Origin of the sequence: Paenirhizobium naphthalenivorans (genome assembly GCF_007992095.1) — a bacterium.
Lineage (GTDB): Bacteria > Pseudomonadota > Alphaproteobacteria > Rhizobiales > Rhizobiaceae > Allorhizobium > Allorhizobium naphthalenivorans.
The window spans coordinates 26,325-43,691 of record NZ_BJZP01000016.1 but is presented as its reverse complement, the minus strand read 5'-3'; the positions used below and the strand labels follow the sequence as shown (position 1 = coordinate 43,691).

16 protein-coding genes are annotated in these 17,367 nt (G+C 61.7%); 11 read left to right on the top strand and 5 right to left on the bottom strand.

What is annotated here, in order from left to right; translation table 11 throughout:
• The first annotated feature begins 7 nt into the window (after window positions 1-7).
• Genes RNA01_RS15390 through RNA01_RS15380 form a run of 3 tightly spaced genes read left to right on the top strand, consistent with a single transcriptional unit; the run spans window position 8 to window position 3,787 of the window.
• Complete coding sequence (locus RNA01_RS15390) at window positions 8-280, top strand: sarcosine oxidase subunit delta (RefSeq protein ID WP_147181104.1); 273 nt, start codon at window positions 8-10, stop codon at window positions 278-280.
• Entirely contained in the window at window positions 277-3,240 is a 2,964-nt protein-coding gene (locus tag RNA01_RS15385) for a sarcosine oxidase subunit alpha (RefSeq protein ID WP_147181103.1), read from the top strand. Before RNA01_RS15390 ends, RNA01_RS15385 begins: the two co-directional genes overlap by 4 nt.
• Window positions 3,241-3,244: 4 nt before the next feature.
• Entirely contained in the window at window positions 3,245-3,787 is a 543-nt protein-coding gene (locus tag RNA01_RS15380; protein ID WP_147181102.1) for a sarcosine oxidase subunit gamma family protein, read from the top strand.
• A 104-nt stretch (window positions 3,788-3,891) separates the two neighbouring features.
• On the opposite strand, the gene RNA01_RS15375 is transcribed toward RNA01_RS15380, so the two are convergent.
• From RNA01_RS15375 to RNA01_RS15355, 5 genes are all read right to left on the bottom strand, one after another.
• Entirely contained in the window at window positions 3,892-5,979 is a 2,088-nt protein-coding gene (locus RNA01_RS15375; protein ID WP_147181101.1) for a 3'-5' exonuclease, read from the bottom strand.
• Window positions 5,980-5,992: 13 nt separating this feature from the next.
• Complete coding sequence (locus RNA01_RS15370) at window positions 5,993-6,517, bottom strand: hypothetical protein (protein WP_147181100.1); 525 nt, start codon at window positions 6,515-6,517, stop codon at window positions 5,993-5,995.
• A 12-nt stretch (window positions 6,518-6,529) separates the two neighbouring features.
• Window positions 6,530-8,356 carry a DUF294 nucleotidyltransferase-like domain-containing protein gene (locus tag RNA01_RS15365; protein ID WP_147181099.1) on the bottom strand — a complete coding sequence of 609 codons (1,827 nt, stop codon included), beginning with the start codon at window positions 8,354-8,356 and terminating at the stop codon, window positions 6,530-6,532.
• A 91-nt stretch (window positions 8,357-8,447) separates the two neighbouring features.
• Window positions 8,448-10,214 (bottom strand): sodium:solute symporter family protein, encoded by a 1,767-nt coding sequence (locus RNA01_RS15360; RefSeq protein ID WP_147181098.1) that lies wholly within the window; start codon window positions 10,212-10,214, stop codon window positions 8,448-8,450.
• Between the two features lie 14 nt (window positions 10,215-10,228).
• Window positions 10,229-10,489 (bottom strand): DUF4212 domain-containing protein, encoded by a 261-nt coding sequence (locus RNA01_RS15355; RefSeq protein WP_147181097.1) that lies wholly within the window; start codon window positions 10,487-10,489, stop codon window positions 10,229-10,231.
• A 460-nt stretch (window positions 10,490-10,949) separates the two neighbouring features.
• Between RNA01_RS15355 and RNA01_RS15350 the strand changes: the two genes are divergently transcribed.
• The 8 genes from RNA01_RS15350 to RNA01_RS15315 all read left to right on the top strand — a co-directional run bounded on the left by RNA01_RS15350 (window position 10,950) and on the right by RNA01_RS15315 (window position 17,358).
• Entirely contained in the window at window positions 10,950-11,702 is a 753-nt protein-coding gene (locus RNA01_RS15350) for a YoaK family protein (protein ID WP_147181096.1), read from the top strand.
• A 268-nt stretch (window positions 11,703-11,970) separates the two neighbouring features.
• Window positions 11,971-12,180, top strand: coding sequence for a cold-shock protein (locus RNA01_RS15345; protein WP_028737242.1), 210 nt, complete (start codon window positions 11,971-11,973; stop codon window positions 12,178-12,180).
• A 139-nt stretch (window positions 12,181-12,319) separates the two neighbouring features.
• Complete coding sequence (locus tag RNA01_RS15340; RefSeq protein ID WP_147181095.1) at window positions 12,320-12,526, top strand: hypothetical protein; 207 nt, start codon at window positions 12,320-12,322, stop codon at window positions 12,524-12,526.
• Window positions 12,527-12,624: 98 nt separating this feature from the next.
• The gene (locus tag RNA01_RS15335; protein WP_147181094.1) at window positions 12,625-13,005 is read left to right on the top strand and encodes a DUF6481 family protein; all 381 of its coding nucleotides are present in this window, start codon (window positions 12,625-12,627) and stop codon (window positions 13,003-13,005) included.
• 210 nt (window positions 13,006-13,215) lie between these two features.
• Complete coding sequence (locus RNA01_RS15330; RefSeq protein WP_147181093.1) at window positions 13,216-13,611, top strand: (R)-mandelonitrile lyase; 396 nt, start codon at window positions 13,216-13,218, stop codon at window positions 13,609-13,611.
• A 312-nt stretch (window positions 13,612-13,923) separates the two neighbouring features.
• The gene (locus RNA01_RS15325; RefSeq protein ID WP_147181092.1) at window positions 13,924-14,301 is read left to right on the top strand and encodes a hypothetical protein; all 378 of its coding nucleotides are present in this window, start codon (window positions 13,924-13,926) and stop codon (window positions 14,299-14,301) included.
• 224 nt (window positions 14,302-14,525) lie between these two features.
• Entirely contained in the window at window positions 14,526-15,926 is a 1,401-nt protein-coding gene (gene hglS / locus RNA01_RS15320) for a 2-oxoadipate dioxygenase/decarboxylase HglS (protein ID WP_147181091.1), read from the top strand.
• Between the two features lie 10 nt (window positions 15,927-15,936).
• Complete coding sequence (locus tag RNA01_RS15315; protein WP_147181090.1) at window positions 15,937-17,358, top strand: FAD-binding oxidoreductase; 1,422 nt, start codon at window positions 15,937-15,939, stop codon at window positions 17,356-17,358.
• Window positions 17,359-17,367: the final 9 nt, after the last annotated feature.

Genomic DNA, 17,367 nt, shown 5'->3' with positions numbered 1-17,367 from the left:
GAGTCCGATGGCCAGCCGTATCCCCTGCCCTCATTGCGGGCTTCGTCCCAAGGAAGAATTCACCGTCAAGGGCGCCGCCGTTGCCCGTCCCGCCGCCGATGCTGACGCCGAGATCTGGTACGACCATGTCTACCTACGCGACAACCCACGCGGCGCCTACGACGAGTACTGGCACCATACCTCCGGCTGCCGTCGCTGGCTGGTGGTTTCCCGCGACACCGCCACCCATGAAATCCATGGCAGCCGCGACGCCGCCGACCGAGCTACGGTGAGCGCATGACCTCCTATCGTCTGGCAAAAGGTGGCCTGATCGATCGTGCCAAGCCGGTCTACTTCACCTTCGACGGCGAGGCGATGCAGGGCCTGGACGGCGATACACTCGCCGCCGCCCTGCTTGCCAACGGCCAGCAACTGGTCGGCCGCAGCTTCAAGTATCATCGCCCGCGCGGCATCCTGACCGCCGGTGCGGCCGAACCCAACGCACTGATGACCATCGGCCGCGGCGGGCGCACCGAACCTAACACCCGCGCCACCATGCAGGAACTCTACGAGGGGCTGGAAGCCAAGAGCCAGAACCGCTGGCCCTCGCTGGAGTACGACATCGGCGCGGTCAACGGCCTGCTCTCGCCCTTCCTGTCCGCCGGCTTCTACTACAAGACCTTCATGTGGCCGGGCGCCCTCTGGGAGAGGTTCTACGAGCCCGCTATCCGCAAGGCTGCGGGGCTGGGCAAGGCCTCTTATGAAGCCGATCCGGATCCCTATGAGAAGTGCTGGGCCCATTGCGACCTGCTGGTGATCGGCGCAGGCGCGACCGGCCTGATGGCGGCGCTGGCCGCCGGTCGCGCAGGCGCCCGCGTCATCCTGCTCGATGAAAACGCCCGACTCGGTGGTGGCCTTCTGAGCGAGACCGCCTTAGTCGGCGGACAGAACGCGCCGGCCTTTGTCCAAACCGTTATCGCCGAGCTGGAGAGCCTGCCCAATGTGCAGATCATGGCGCGCACCACGGCCTTCGGCTGGTATGATGGCCAGGTGTTCGGCGCGGTGGAGCGGGTGCAGAAACATGTGGCGATCCCGGCCTCGAACCGCCCGATCGAACGGTTGTGGCGCATCGCCGCCAGGAAAGCGATCCTTGCCACGGGTGCGGAGGAACGTCCGCTGGTCTTCGGCGGCAATGATATTCCCGGCGTGATGATGGCCGGCGCCATGCGCAGCTATCTCAACCGTCATGCCGTCGCACCGGGCAAGAAGACCGCGATCTTCACCACCAATGACAGCGGCTATGCCCTGGCCCGCGATCTGGAGGCCGCAGGCGTCGAGGTCACAGCGCTGGTCGACAGCCGGCGCGACAGCACAATTGCCTATGACGGCCAAGCCCGTGTGGTGCACGGCGGCTTCGTCTCCAACGTCCATGGCGCAAAAGCCGTCGAGGCCATCGACCTCTGGCGCGATGGCCAGACAGAGCGACTTTCCGTCGACAGCGTGGCCATGTCCGGTGGCTTCTCGCCAATCATCCATCTCGCCTGTCATCGCGGCGCAAAGCCGGTCTGGTCAGAGACTCATTCCGCCTTTCTGGCGCCCGAGGGCCTGCATGGCCTCGCCCTTGCTGGCTCCACCGCCGGCACCTTCGGCCTCCAGTCTGCCATGGCGTCGGGACGTTTGGCGGCCAAGTCCGCCCTCTCAGACCTCGGCTTTGAGGTTCCCACCGCGGACTTGCCGGCGGTCGAAAATGATATCGTCCCCGCGCCGGCCGCGCCACTCTGGTCGATCCCCGGCATCAAGACCAAGGCCTTCGTCGATTTCCAGAACGACGTGCATCTGAAGGATCTCGGGCTCGCCGTGCAGGAGGGCTACGGCCATGTCGAGCTAGCCAAGCGCTACACGACCACTGGCATGGCGACTGATCAGGGCAAACTCTCCAACGTCAACGCCATCGGCCTGCTTGCCGAGGCGCGACGCATCTCACCGGCCGAGGTCGGCACGACGACTTTCCGGCCCTTCTACACGCCGGTTTCCTTTGGCGCACTGGCCGGCAGCTCTCATGGCAAGCATTTCCAGCCGGTGCGCAAATCCCCGCTGCACGACTGGGCAGAGAAGAATGGCGCAACATTCGTCGAGGCGGGCCTCTGGTATCGTTCCGCCTGGTTTCCGCGCGTCGGCGAAACCGGCTGGCGCGAAAGCGTCAATCGCGAGGTCCGCAACGTCCGACTCAATGCCGGCCTCTGTGATGTCTCCATGCTGGGTAAGATCGAAGTCTGCGGCCTGGATGCGGCGGAATTCCTCAACCGAGTCTATTGCAACGGCTTTCTCAAGCTTCCGGTCGGTCGGGCGCGCTATGGCCTGATGCTGCGCGAGGACGGTTTCATCTATGACGACGGCACCACCAGCCACCTGGCAGAAAATCGGTATTTCATGACCACCACGACGGCCTATGCTGCCAGCGTGATGAACCATCTGGAATTCTGCGCCCAGGCGCTCTGGCCAGAGCTCGACGTGCGGCTCGCATCCGTCACCGACCAATGGGCGCAGATGGCGCTTGCCGGTCCGAAATCCCGTGCCATTCTCGCGCAGATCGTCGATGAGGACATCTCCGACGAAGCCGTCCCCTATCTCGCGGCAAAAGAGGTTTCGCTGTTTGGCGGGCGCCTCGCAGGCCGCCTGTTCCGCATCTCGTTTTCCGGCGAACTGGCCTATGAGCTTGCGGTTCCGGCAGGCTACGGCGAAAGCGTCGCCGATGCTCTCATGGAGGCCGGCCGCGAACACGGCATTTGCCCCTATGGCATCGAAGCGCTCTCGGTCTTGCGCATCGAGAAGGGTCACGTCACCCACAATGAGATCAACGGCACGGTCGTGCCCGGCGACCTTGGATTTGATAAGATGGTGTCCGCAGCCAAGCCCGACTTCATCGGCAAGCGCATGCTGGAACGGCCGGGGCTGAGCGACCCGGAGCGCCATCAACTGGTAGGCCTGGTACCCATCGACGCAAACGCGTCTTTCCGCACCGGTGCCCATGTCCTGGCAAAGGAGGCGCAGGCCCGGTTGGAGAACGACGAGGGCTATGTCAGTTCGTCCTGCTATTCACCGCATGTCGGCTCGGCCATTGGGCTGGCGCTGGTCAAACGCGGCCAGTCGCGCCATGGCGAGGAAGTGATGATCTGGAACGGCCTGCGCGACGAATTCACACCCGCCCGGATCTGCAGCCCGGTGTTTGTCGACCCCGCCAACGAAAAGCTGAAGGTCTAAGGTCATGACGTCTGTTTTCGAGATCGAAAGCCGCCCGGCGCTCGCCGACAGAAAACCCGCGTTTTACACCGACTTCCGGCTGGAACCGCTTGCGGAAGGGCATGTGCTCCATGTGCTGGCGAAAGGCATAGCCGGCGACCTGTCACCAGACATTCGCGCGGCGGCCGGTGGTTCAGACCTTTCGGTCCGCTTCGTTTCGCCCGGCCAGTGGTTCATCGTCGGCGATAATGTGCTGACGCGAGAAGAACTCGCCGCCCTGGCCATGGCCCTCAAGCCAGTCGGCGAGATCGTGGACCAGAGCCATGGCCGTATCCGCATCGGCCTCAGCGGCAACAGGGCGACAATCCTGCTCGCCAAGGGTTGCGGCGTCGATTTCGACCTGTCGCAATTCCCCATCGGCCACGCTACGCCGACTTTGTTCGGCCATATCGGCACCCACATCACGAGAATGGCGCAGGATCGCTTCGAACTCCTGGTGCTGCGCACGCTGGCGCAAAGCCTGTGGGACGAACTCGTAGCACTCGGCCTGGAGTTTTCCGCAGACTAGGTGCAGTCACGCACTGATTGGTCAGCCGATGGACCTGTAGGCTCAGGGGGCTGCAGGCCCGCACCGACTCAATCGCGACGTAACGACCGGAACAGGCAATTGTCTCACGCCGTATCGGCGTCCTCTGTTGTCTGGTTGATGTCCTGCAGGAGCCTGTCATAGCGCTTCACCTCGGCCAGCGCCTCGCTGAGGCGCTCGATCCCTCTGGCCTGGAAGACCTGCTTCAGCTTGAGGAAGACTTCGGCAGTCCCCAGGGTGTCGCCCATGGCGGTATGGCGCTGGCTCTCGGGCAAATCAACCCCGAGCCGGTCAACAAGATCGTCCAGCGTATGTTTCTCGTTCAGGCCAAAGACGGCGGCCGACATCAGCACCGTGTCGAGGATCGGATTGACGAAACGGATTCCAAGCTCTGTTTCCCGACGCTGCAGAAAGGCCATATCGAACGGAGCGTTGTGGGCAACGATGACGGCGCCCTTGGCGAATGTGTGAAATCGCTCGACAGCTTCCTGAACACTTAAGGCATCGGCGACCATGGCGTCGGTGACACCATGGATGGCAGAGGACGATCGTGGGATGGGTCGCCCCGGATTGACCAGCATGTCGAAGGCCTCGCCCGGTACCCGCCTGCCATTGACGATCCGCACGGCGGCGATCTGGACGATTTCGTCCCCCCGCTCCGGAAAAAGGCCCGTCGTCTCCGTATCGAAGACCACATAAGTCAGATCATCAAGACGTGCTTCGGCAATCCGCTCGGAATAGACGCGTGACAGTAGGTCGAAATCATAGACGACCGAGCGGGCCGTATCGGTGGGAGCGGGTTTGAGGTGCTGGATAGGCCTTAGGGACATGCTGATCGATGCAAGACTGCCCTCGCGATCCGGCACAATTGTCGCCGCATGCGCGGCAAGGATGGCTTCCGCCGGAAGGCCGCCCGGACTGCCGTCAACCGGGTCCGACAGCCATTGTTTCAGATCGCTGTCGGAGACCGCTCGACCTTGCCAGCCGAGGCGGATCTCGGCCGCCTCGTTCATCTCTCGGATCCTCAGATTGAAACCGTTCACATCGCCAGCGGACGCGGCCTTCCGTGCCACATGTCCAAGCAGCGAGACGATGTCGAAGGCATTGCAGCGTAAGGCGAGCGCACTCGCTTCGATCTCAAGCGGGATCCCAGAGGATGCCAGCAGCCTCTGCAAGTTCACCGCCAGTTCCCGCAAGTCCACCGGGGCCATCGGCCAGCCATCCGCTCGACAGCCGTCGAAACGCGTCGCGAGATCCGCCAGCGTCGCGTCGAGCTTTTCGACATCGTCCTTCAGTCCCGACATTGACGGGCTTCCATCTTGGCTCTCATCCCCTCCGATCCGCACGACCAGTGCGGCAACAGTCGGGCGGACGTGCTCGAAAACCTCGCACAGCAACACGTCCCGCCTTGCATAGGCGGCGACTTCGGCGGTGACGTCGCGTAGCGTCATGACATAGGCGCCCGCGTCACCCCCGTTGTCGCGGGCAAGACGCATGCGGCCCGCAAGACGCCTCGAACCGCAAGGGCTGGTGCAGACGAATTCAACCACCGCATCCGGTAAGGCCGCTTCGAGCAGGCGATGATGCACTTGGCGGATTGCACCATCGTTCACATAGTCGAACAGGTTTCGCCCGAGGCAGACCGGCGTTTTCGGCCCGGACAGTAGGTGTTGGGCAACACTGTTATAGAAAACGATGTGATGCCTGCCAGTGCAGAGCAGCACGGCCGGCGGCACATCGGAAAGCAGATGCTCCAGCTTGGTCTTGTCCGATGAGAGGCGGGCCGTCTCCCGTGCCACCGCCTCCACCAGCGAATTACGACTTTGCGCGAGGGACGCTGTCGCCGACGATGCGGCTTCGGCCAGATCCCCCAGATAGCGCGCCTGGCTCGGATCGATATCGCCAGCCACATCCGCGTGCGTGCGCACACGCATGGCCGACGCCAGTTGCTCGATCGGTCGCGACACATGGGTATCGAACAGGAACCAAATCCAGGCGACGAGCGCCAGGATGCCGAAGCTGGAGGCCACCGCCCCTTGTATGAAAGCATCGAGCATCTCCGGACTGCCATGACGATGGTAACCGAACCACAGGCCGAGCCCGAGCGCCACGATCGCCCCAAGGGCGATGGCAACAAAGAAGAGCAGAACGCGGCCGCGCAGTCCTATTGTCAAGCTCAATGTCCTTTCAACTCTGCTTGCAGGCTACCGCGAGAACCGGATCATCGGCCGGCAAGGCCGTCCAGGTCGCTCCAACGATACTGCCGTCGTCAGCCACTGAAACATTCGCCCCCACGAGATCCGCTCGCCGGCCGCCGGCGCAATCGAAAACCACCTTCACCCGTGCCGCTCTTTGCCAGCGCGCCGCAAGAATGACATCGACCATCACCTGGTCGGGCAGGTTCGGATGACGTTGAACGCTTCTCATGTCGACGGCGGTGAACCGGGTGACGACCGGCTTGTAGTACGACCAGGGCCTCCAGAAGGAGCTCTCCTCATTGTGCCACGCGACGACCACGCCTTCCGGTTGCGTTTCAGTGAGGCGGGTGAACCAGCTATATTCGCTCCAGATCGCGTAGCTCAGCATGCCAAGACCTGCTGCTGCCGGCACGATCCACTTCGGCAGCAGGCCGCGGCTCAGCCATCTCATTCCCATGGCAAGACCGGCCACCGCCACCCCCGCCACCACAGCCGCGATCAACTCGAACAACATTGCACTTTTCCTTTACACGGGCGCGCGTCCGCCATTGGCGAGCGCCGATTGCATGGTCCTCACGACAACGAAAGCATCCCGCAAATGGGAGCGCTCGAAGTCGCCGAAGTCGTAGGGGCCGAGATAATTGTCGGGCTTATGTCCCGCCTTAACCTGGCTCGCCTGGTTGCGCAGTCGCATGTCGGCGATCAGGTCATAGGCCGCGATCAGGTCGCGTGCCCCCGCGTTGGAAATGACACCGCTGGCTTCCGCCGCCAAGAGCCTGGCCCGCGTATTGACCGGCGTCAAGCGCGCCATCAGGCTGTAAACCCGCCCCAGATCGACTACCGGAACGACGCCATTGTGCTTCATGTCGATATGGTTGCGATGTTCGCCACTACGGATCGTGGCAAAGCCGCGCAGCAGCCCCAGAGGCGGCGCGTGCTTAAGGGAATTGCTGACCATATGGGCGACAAAGATCGAATTGCGGCTGGCGTGATCCAGCACCTCCGCCTGCAACGCATCGAACAGCCCCGCCGTTCCGGCGATGGGGCGCAGATCGAACATGACGCTGGCGAGCATTTGCGCGGTTGGCTCCGGGGCCTCGACCCAGCCAAGAAAATAGCTGCGCCACACATGCACCGGCTGGCACCAGCGCGGATTTGTCGCCATCATGTCGCCGGGACAAAAGACATAGCCGCAGGCATCGAGATTGTCACTGACCATGCGGGCGAGCCGCTCGAACCACGGCCGCTGGCTCTCGACAAAACTGTCATCGATGAAGATACAATTGTCCTGGTCGCTCACGCCGGTCTGCTCCTGACGTCCCTGACTGCCGCAGGCAAGCCAAAGATAGGGTACCGGCGGCGGCCCAAGCTCGCGCTCGGCAAGCACGATAAGCCGCCGGGTCACGGCATCCGCGATGTCCGTGATCAATCGCGTCACAACCTCGTGCGCATTGTTGCCGCCGACGAGTTGAACCAGCAGTTGGGGTATACGGGCCGTGATCTCCCGCAGGTCTGCCACCTGTTCGGCTGTGGCGATTTCGCCGATCATCAGCGCCGACGACGTCGCTTGGAAACGCGTCAGATCCGTCTGGGTGACGATGCCGACCAGTCGATCGCCATCCACCACGGGCAAATGGCCGACGCCATGCTCCAGCATGTGGTTGAGCACATCCGAACCGAGCGCATCCTCAGTCAATCCGATCGGCTGCCGTGTCATGACAGCGGATACCTGGGTCGTGGCGGGGTCGAGTCCCTCGGCGACAACCCGGAAGGACAGATCGCGTGTGGTGATTATGCCGACGAAACGATCCTTTTCCACCACTCCCAGGCTGGAAACCTTGCGGTCGCGCATGGTTTGCGCGGCATGGCGCACGTAATCGTCGGGCGAGCATACGAGCGCCGGCTTCGACATCAGGTCACCGATCTTGCGCCGGCTCATGTCACTGCGCCTGACGTCCGCGATGCGGCCACGGGTGAAGAACCGGGCGTAGACCGGCTGCTCGCGGATCAGGCGCTTGAATTCGTCCGTCGGCAAAACCAGCAGAACGAGGTCCGTCAGCGCGCGCGCGTTGGTCGCGGCGCGGCCGTCGACCATCAGGCCACGCTCACCGAGAGAATTTCTGGGCGATAATTGCGATATGACGGTGTTGGATGCGTCCCTGACCTCGACACTGCCGTCCATGATCAGGAATAAGCCGGGCAACAATTCGCCGCGAGTATAGACCGTCCCGCCAGCATTCAGCCTCTTGCAGGCGAAGCGTTCGACGACACGTTCCAGCTCCGCGCGCGGGAGACTGTCGTAGGGATGGACGGTCTCGAGAAACTTCAGGATATCGGAAGTGGCTTCAGCCATCATGACCCCAACGAACCACTTGTGCGGTCAAACCTTGGTTGAGGGAAAAGAGCGGGCGGCCTTCGCCGCCCGCTCTTTTGTCTCTGGGCTCTTAGTGACCTGTGGCGACACCCGCACCACGCGGCACACGGATGGATTCCACCAGTTCCTGTACGTGGGCCGGCGGGGCCTTCGTCATCGACGACACGAGGTAGGCGGTCGCGAAGTTCAGAAGCGCACCAATCGGGCCAAAGGCTGTCGGCGGGATGCCGAACAGGTAGTTGGCCGGCACGTTCTCGAGCATGTTGGTCCCCGCGATGAAGAACCAGCCGAGATAGGTGAAAAGGTAGAGGCAGGTCACAACCAGACCCACGATCATGCCGACGGTTGCCCCGGTCGAGTTCATCCGCTTCGAGAAGATGCCCATCATGAGAACCGGGAAGATGGTTGCAGCGGCAAGACCGAAGGCCAATGCCACGGTCTGGGCGGCAAATCCGGGCGGATGGAGGCCCAGCAGCGTTGCGACCAGGATGGCACCCGCCATGGCGACGCGAGCAACCATGAGCTCATTCTTTTCAGAGATACCCGGAACGAGCCATTCCTTGACCAAGTCGTGGCTGATCGATGACGAAATGGCGAGCAGAAGACCGGCTGCCGTCGACAGGGCCGCCGCCAAACCACCAGCGGCGATGAGGCCGATGACCCAGCCCGGAAGCTGTGCGATTTCCGGATTGGCAAGAACCAGGATATCGTTGTTGATGGTCAGTTCGTTGCCGGTCCAGCCACGCTCGGCAGCCTGCGTAGCGAAGCCTGCGGACTTGTCGTTGTAGTACTGCATCCGACCGTCGCCATTCTTGTCTTCAAACTTCAGAAGACCGGTGACTTCCCAGGTGCGCATCCAGTCCGGACGTTCCTCATAGAGAACGGCTTCCGCCTTCGGACCGTTGGGGAAGATGGTGTTGATGATGTTCAGGCGCGCCATGGCACCCACTGCCGGGGCCGTCAGATAAAGAAGCGCGATGAAAACCAGTGCCCAGCCAGCCGACCAACGCGCATCAGCAACCTTCGGCACAGTGAAGAAGCGGATGATAACGTGCGGCAGACCAGCGGTGCCGATCATGAGCGACAGCGTGAACAGGGTCATGTTGAGCATGGAGCCCTGAGCGGTGTAGGCGTTGAAACCGAGGTCGGTGACGACCTGGTCGAGCTTCTGCAGCAACGGCAGGCCCGATTCGGTGTGCGTCGAGAACAGACCAAGCCACGGAAGCGGATTACCGGTCAGTTGCAGCGAGATAAAGATCGCCGGGATCGTATAGGCGATGATCAAAACGACGTACTGGGCAACCTGCGTGTAAGTGATGCCTTTCATGCCGCCAAGAACCGCGTAGGCGAAGACGACCGCCGAGGCAATCCACAGACCGGTCGAGGCCTCCACTTCAAGGAAGCGCGAGAAAGCGACGCCGGCGCCGGTCATCTGGCCGATAACATAGGTGACCGAGATGATAATCAGGCAGATGACCGCAACAAGGCGCGCACTCAGGCTGTAGAACCGGTCGCCGATGAACTGCGGCACCGTGAACTTGCCGAACTTGCGCAGGTAAGGTGCCAGCAGAAGCGCCAGCAGAACGTAGCCGCCCGTCCAGCCCATCAGATAGGTGGAGTTGGCGTAGCCAACACCGGCGATCAGGCCGGCCATGGAGATGAACGATGCCGCCGACATCCAGTCCGCAGCTGTCGCCATGCCGTTCAGCACGGGATGAACGCCGCGGTTGGCGGCGTAGAATTCAGCAGTGGAGCCGGCTCGGCTCCAGATTGCAATGCCGATGTAGAGCGCAAAGGTCGCGCCCACAATCAGAAGATTGAGGGTGTATTGATCCATAATTATTTTCCGCCTTACTGCTCGTCGACGCCGAATTCACGGTCGATCTTGTTCATGTATATCGCGTAGAAGAAAATCAGCGCGATGAAGACGAGGATCGAACCCTGCTGGGCGAACCAGAAACCAATATCTGTGCCGCCAACGGCGATGCCGGACAGCATTGGACGCAGCAGAATACCGAATCCGTAGGATACGATCGCCCAGATGGCCAAACAAATGTAAATAGCGCGAATATTCGCTGCCCAATAGGCATTGGACGAAGTCTTGTCCGTCATGATTGCTCCTCCCTCTCTTGTTTCAGGCGCCAAAGGGCACCCAAACTCCTCAACTACGCCGTGGGATCGAGACAGCTGCATGTGCCGTCAACCTTAAAACCGCTCCCCCGGTAATTCAGTCACCTCCACGTAGTTCCAGCAGACTAGACTTGAAGTGAACAGTTCCAAGCCCACGATTGGTCGTAAGACCAAAGTCTTATACTCGAGCGAAAACACGCCAATAGCATTTCAAATGCGACATAAGCACGGAACTTTCGTGACACATCCGACGGCCATCCCCAGGCAACAGCGGTTTGGAGGAACTGGTTGCCGCCGTTTGAAGCCGCACAAATAAAGCGGGAATCGGCTCGAAAAAGGCGCTGGAAGATATTATCTCCAGTGGATCTTCGAGCAATGTTTACCATTGCCGCCGAAGGTGCCTCTTATATCCAACCAGCCGCCGGAAGCCTGCGGAAGAAGCATGAAATATTATCTGGGTGGGCTTGCCGCCCGCGAGCGAAATGAAAAGACCAATCGCCATCTCGCCTTCTATCTGACCTTCGTGGCCGGTGCGGTCAATGCAGGCGGCTTCATGGCCGTCGGACAATACACCTCGCACATGTCCGGCATCGTGTCGGCCATTGCCGACAATATGGTGCTCGGCAAGGGGCCGCTCGTTGTGATCGGCGTCTCATCGCTGTCCGCATTCATTGCCGGCGCGGCAACCTCTGCCATCCTGATCAACTGGGCGCGCCGCCGGGCGCTCGAGTCGGAATATGCGCTGCCGCTTGCCGTCGAGGCGCTGCTGCTTCTGATCTTCGCGCTTTCGGACCTCGTGCTGGTGCAGGGCTCGCACCTGGCCCTGCTGCTGACCATCGGCCTCCTGTGCTTCATCATGGGCCTACAGAATGCCATCATCACCAAGCTGTCGGGCGCGCGCATCCGGACCACCCATGTCACCGGCCTGGTAACAGATGCCGGTATCGAAATCGGTAAACTCTTCTATCACAATGCCCCCGCGCGGCCGGATCTGGCTCCAGTCATCGCCGATCGACGCAAACTCGCCTTGCTGCTCTCTCTGATCGGCCTGTTCTTTTCCGGCGGCATCGCCGGCGCGCTGCTGTTCAGCCATTTCGGCCTGCCGGTCGCCGCCGTTTTCGCCTTGCCGCTCGGTCTCTTCGCCTCTTTCCCGATCGTCGCCGATCTGAAATCCGGCCGACCCCACCGGAATTGACGCCTTGATCGGCAACCATCGTCGAAAAAGGATATGACGCCAACCGCCAACTCAACCAAAAATCGGCGCAGACGCCCAAGTAAAAACTAAAAGTTGACACGACAACAAGGATCTACTATTTAGTGAGTGTCGATATTTGCTTGTTTGACTTTTGTTTTCGCACCTTGACACCGTGCCTCGACGAACTTCCCTTCAAAAGAAATCGAGCTACCCAGCCGCCCGTGCAGTCGCACGGCGGGCACTCAATATTGCTACGAAAGGGTTCGTTATGACCACTGGCACAGTTAAATGGTTCAATTCCACCAAGGGCTTCGGCTTCATTCAGCCTGACAACGGCGGCCCGGACGTTTTCGTCCACATCTCCGCTGTAGAGCGCGCCGGTATGCGTGAAATCGTCGAAGGCCAGAAGATCGGCTACGAGATGGAACGCGACAACAAGTCGGGCAAGATGTCCGCCGGCCAGCTGCAGGCTGCCTGATCGATCTTTGTGCTCTCGGGTGACCACGGATGTACTGGCACCACGGAGAGCACAAGACCAAGGAAGGTCAGGCATTTTGCCTGGCTTTTTTTTGGCCGAAAGACGAGCACCTTCATCAAGACCAGCGAGGGAAATCGCCATGACAGAGACCCACAGCAAGGCGCGTATGCAAGCCGAAGCGGCCTTTGGCAAAACCCAGTCGCAGTTTCTGGCGCGTAACCGGGTTATCTCGGAGAACGATGCTGTCGTTCAAGAGCGCGACGAAAAGACCATGCGTCTGCGCGCTCTGCGCATTGCCAAGGAGGCTGATGCGACAGTCACCACTGCGCCGGCGCCCAAGGACTAATTGGTACGGCGGCAACTCGCCCCGCACCGGCGCGCCGCACGCAAGGCACGCATGAGAAGACCTCGACCTGAACACAATCTCCATCCGAAAGCGGAACTTTGAAGAACACTAGAGACAACGGCCTGTCCGATCGCCGCAAGGCAACAGCCGACGCCAAGAAACTCCTTCTCGACAATTATCGCATGGCCAAAGAGGCGGCGGAGCCGCATCTCGAAGCCCGGCAGGCGGAACGCCTCGCATTGGCGACGGCCCGCGACGAACGCCGAGCGGCGCGCGAACGCGCCAAAACGGAGGAGCGCGAACAGGCTCTTGCGGCGGCAAGGGAAGCGGCTGAAGCCGCGACTGCGGCTGATAGGGCCGAAGCAGATGCCCGCCTAGAAGCCGAGACATCCAGGATCAGCCGGGTGATCGAAGACGAGGCGGCACGCAAGGCCAAGCGCGACCAGCGCTATGCAGAGCGAAAAGCCAGACAGCGCTGATGGTTGCCGGAACGCGGATCGCCGGATAGTTCACTGAACCCGCCACCGGCGGTCCCGCTGGAAAAGAGGAGACATTCCTCTCCGGTTGCGTCACGCCCCACAGCCGGCCCGGAAGATAAGCCCATATACATGAGACGTCGCGCGCAGCGTCTGGCGCGATGGCCACATCGTGGATAGGATGCCACTCCCGATATAACCAAGGTTGCCGGCATGGACATCAAGCGCTGCGGATCCCGCCCCTCCACCACTCCGTCGGCGGACTATTTCACCGGCTCCGTTCGCCAGGACACGATCATCGAGGCACCGGCCCCGGCTCATCTGCGTGCGGTCAGTGTCGCCTTCGAACCGGGCGCCCGCACCGCGTGGCACACCCATCCGCTCGGCCAGACGCTGATCGTCACCGCAGGCTCCGGCTGGGCCCAGACTTGGGGCGAGACGAAGCAGGAGATCCGCACCGGCGACGTGGTCTGGTTCCCGCCGGGTGAGAAGCATTGGCATGGCGCCTCGGCCGACACCGCCATGACCCATATCGCCATTCAGGAGGCTCTTGACGGCAAAGCCGTCGACTGGCTGGAACACGTGAGCGACGCGCAATTTCTCGCCTGAAGAAGAAGCTTTTCTCGCCGACAGACAATCGCTGCTGTTTCAATTCATCCCGATCTCTGGCACAAGCCGCATCGGAGCGCGGCTGCCGTCAACTTAAGGACGGGGCCGGGCGGGTTGATTGACGTCTCTCCTGCTGCCGCGAAACAACGTGACCGCTCCACTTCCTCGCAACATCCAGAATCGCGTGATCGCCGGCCTGCGGACACGATTGTTAGCCGTGATTACAGCTCGTGAGCGAGTCGTCGCTTGGAGCGATGGCACCAGCCCATTTGTTCCGCTAGAGGAAACACACACGCAGAGCCGGAGCCCATGATGACCAGCAAACAGAAGCGCACCCGCCTTCAGAAGCTCCAGAATTCCTGGGCCAAGGCGACGCTCGAGGAGCGATCCAGCTTCATCGAATGGCTTCGCCACGCGGATCTCGCGGCCGATGGGTCTGCGCCGGCCCTCAACCTGGCACCGATCGCGAGCGGGCGCTATCTGTTGCCGTCCGCCGTCGCCCGCGTGCAAGTGATCATGACCAAACGAAACCTGACAGCGGCCGACGTCATGGTCGAAATGGGTTTCGAGTGCGACGACCCTTCGCTGGCACGGGCCCTCGATGACCACCAGAGCCTGCGCCTCGCCGTCGTCGCCGCGCTTGAGACATGGCTCATCGCCAACTCGACCTCGCCCCCTCCGCTCGCGTAAGCACAGATCATTGCAATCAGATTATACCGCATCATCATGATCACTTTTATGGACTCTGATCCAATAAATAGGGCACCTCGCCCAATGTCCGGAATTGTCTGCAAAGCGCCTCAGTCATTCGCCAGACGCATGAACTCATAGATAAACGTCAGCATCCTTCGGCGCTGCAACATATTATAAGCTGTCTCCCGAACGATCCATCTTCTGTGCTTTGGGATGCCCTGATGACCAAGACCGCTTTCGTGTCGAGCGACGAGATCCGCTCGATGTTTTCCGCCGCCATGTCCGCCATGTATCGCGCAGAGGTTCCGGCCTATGGTACGCTCATGGATCTGGTGGCCCGCGTCAACCTGGAGACGCTCGATGCCGATCCCAAGCTGCGCGAGCGCCTTGAGGACACCGATTCCCTCAACCGCATCTCGGAAGAACGCCACGGCGCCATCCGTCTCGGCACGCCGGCAGAACTTGCCATGATGCGCCGCGTCTTCGCCGTCATGGGCATGTTCCCGGTTGGCTACTATGACCTGTCGACCGCTGGCGTGCCGGTTCACTCGACTGCGTTTCGCCCGGTCGGCGACGCAAGCCTGAAGAAGAACCCGTTTCGCGTCTTCACCTCTCTGCTCAGACTCGATCTGATCGCCGACGAGACGCTGCGCGCCGAGGCGCAAGCCACGCTCGCCACCCGCGAGATCTTCACCCCGGGCGCCGTCGAATTGACGGAGAAGGCCGAGCAGCAGGGCGGTCTCGACCGCGCCGATGCAGCGCGCTTCGTCACCGAGGCGCTCGAAACCTTTCGCTGGCATGACAAGGCGCGCGTCAGCCCGGACATGTATGCCCGGCTCCATGCGGCCCACCGCTTGGTCGCCGACGTTGTATCGTTCAAGGGCCCGCACATCAATCACCTCACGCCACGTACCCTCGACATCGACCTCGTCCAGGCCCGCATGCCGGACTATGGCATCGCCCCAAAGGCCGTCGTCGAAGGCCCGCCTACCCGCAAGTGCGCGATCCTGCTGCGCCAGACCTCCTTCAAGGCGCTCAACGAGCCGGTACTGTTCCAGGCTGAGGACGGCAGCTGGAAGGAAGGCTCGCACACCGCCCGTTTCGGCGAGATCGAACAGCGCGGCATTGCCCTCACCCCGAAGGGCCGCGCGCTTTATGACGATCTGCTCAATGCCTCGCGCAAAGTCGTGCGCCCGGCCGCGGACGGCTCGAACGCCGCTGACTACGAAAAGGCACTGGCTGAAGCCTTCACACCCTTCCCCGACAGCTGGGAGGCGATCCGCGCCGAAGGTCTCGGCTATTTCGCCTATTCGCTCACCGAAAAGGGCCGCAAGTCCAGGGCCGGTGCCGAGGCGAGCCTCGATAGCCTGATCGCCGATGGTCTCGTCCAGTTCGATCCGATCGTCTACGAAGACTTCCTGCCGGTCAGCGCCGCCGGCATCTTCCAGTCGAACCTTGGCGACGACGCGACCCAGGACTTCGCCGCAAGCCCGAACCAGCAGCGCTTCGAACTTGACCTCGGTGCCAAGGTGTTGAACGAGTTCGATCATTATGCCGGCATCGAACAGGCATCGATCGCCGATTGCCGTCAGATGCTCTCGGCCGTGCAGGCAGCAGAGTAAGCGACCGACGATGATCGACCAAGAGCACATTCTGGCACTGGGCAATATTCTTGGCGACAAGGGCATCGTCAGCGAGCCCGGCGCCATGGTGGCCTATCAAACGGGAGCCCGCTATGACGAAGGTCTGGCGGGCCTCGTGCTGCGCCCGGCGACCACCGAGGAGGCCTCGTCCGCCGTTGCCTATTGCGTGCGCCACGGCCTTTCGCTGATCCCGCAATCAGGCAATACCGGCCTCGTTTCCGGCTCGACGCCGGATGCCTCTGGTGCTCAAGTCGTGCTCAGCCTCGATCGTATGACACGCCGTTTTGATCTCGATCTCGACAACCGCTCGCTTCACACCGACGCGGGTTTCCGGCTGTCCGAAGTCAACCAGCAACTTGAAGCGAACGGCCTGTTCTTTCCGATCGATCTTGGCGCCGATCCTCGCCTCGCCGGCATGTTGTCGACCAATACCGGCGGCTCGCGCTTCCTCAAATATGGCGACGTGCGTCGCAACACGCTCGGCATCAAGGTCGTACTCGCGGATGAGGTAGGCACGATCCTCGACCTGACCTCGGACCTGCGCAAGAACAATACCGGTGTCGACTGGAAACAGATCTTCATCGGCACGTCCGGCGCCTTTGGTATCATCACCGAATGCGTACTGAACCTCGAGGCTCTGCCGAGGCAGATGGCTACCGCCTATCTGGTTCCGTCCAGCGGCGCCCATGTCATGCCGTTACTGCGTTCCATGGAGCAGAAGCTCGGCGCCTATCTCTCGGCCTTCGAGGGCATGTCGAAGAACGCGGTCGCCGCAGCTCTCGACCATGTCCCCTCGCTCCGCAACCCGTTCCAGGGCGGCCATATCCCCGACTATGTGATCCTCTGCGAAATCTCCCGCACCTGGGAGCCGCGCGAGGGCGAACAGGGGCTCGACGCCGTGCTGGAGACCGTGCTCGCCGAGATCTGGGAAAGTGAGGCGGCGCCACTGGCGGATGCCTTCGTCGGCCCTGCCCATGAAATGTGGGCGCTGCGCCATGCGCTCTCGGAAGGCGTCAAGCACGCCGGAAAGCTGATCGCCTTCGATCTCTCCTTCCGCCGCGGCGACATCATGGCCTTTTGTGACCGCATGAAGGCGGAGATGCCGGGCGCCTTCCCGGACGTGACAATCTGCGACTTCGGTCACATCGGCGACGGCGGTGTGCATTTCAATCTCGTCGTGCCGAAGGACAGCCAGGCGGCAACCGACGCGGCCTTTGAGCAGCACCTGCGCGACTGGGTCTTCAACATGGCCGTTCGCGATTTCAACGGCAGTTTCAGTGCCGAGCATGCGATCGGTCGCAAGAACCAACCCTATTACGATCTCTATACAGACGGAAAGATCAAGGAACTGGCGGCCGGCCTCAAGGCGATCACCTCGCCGGGTGCACTCGGCACGGTCCGTTTCGGCTAACGCCCGACC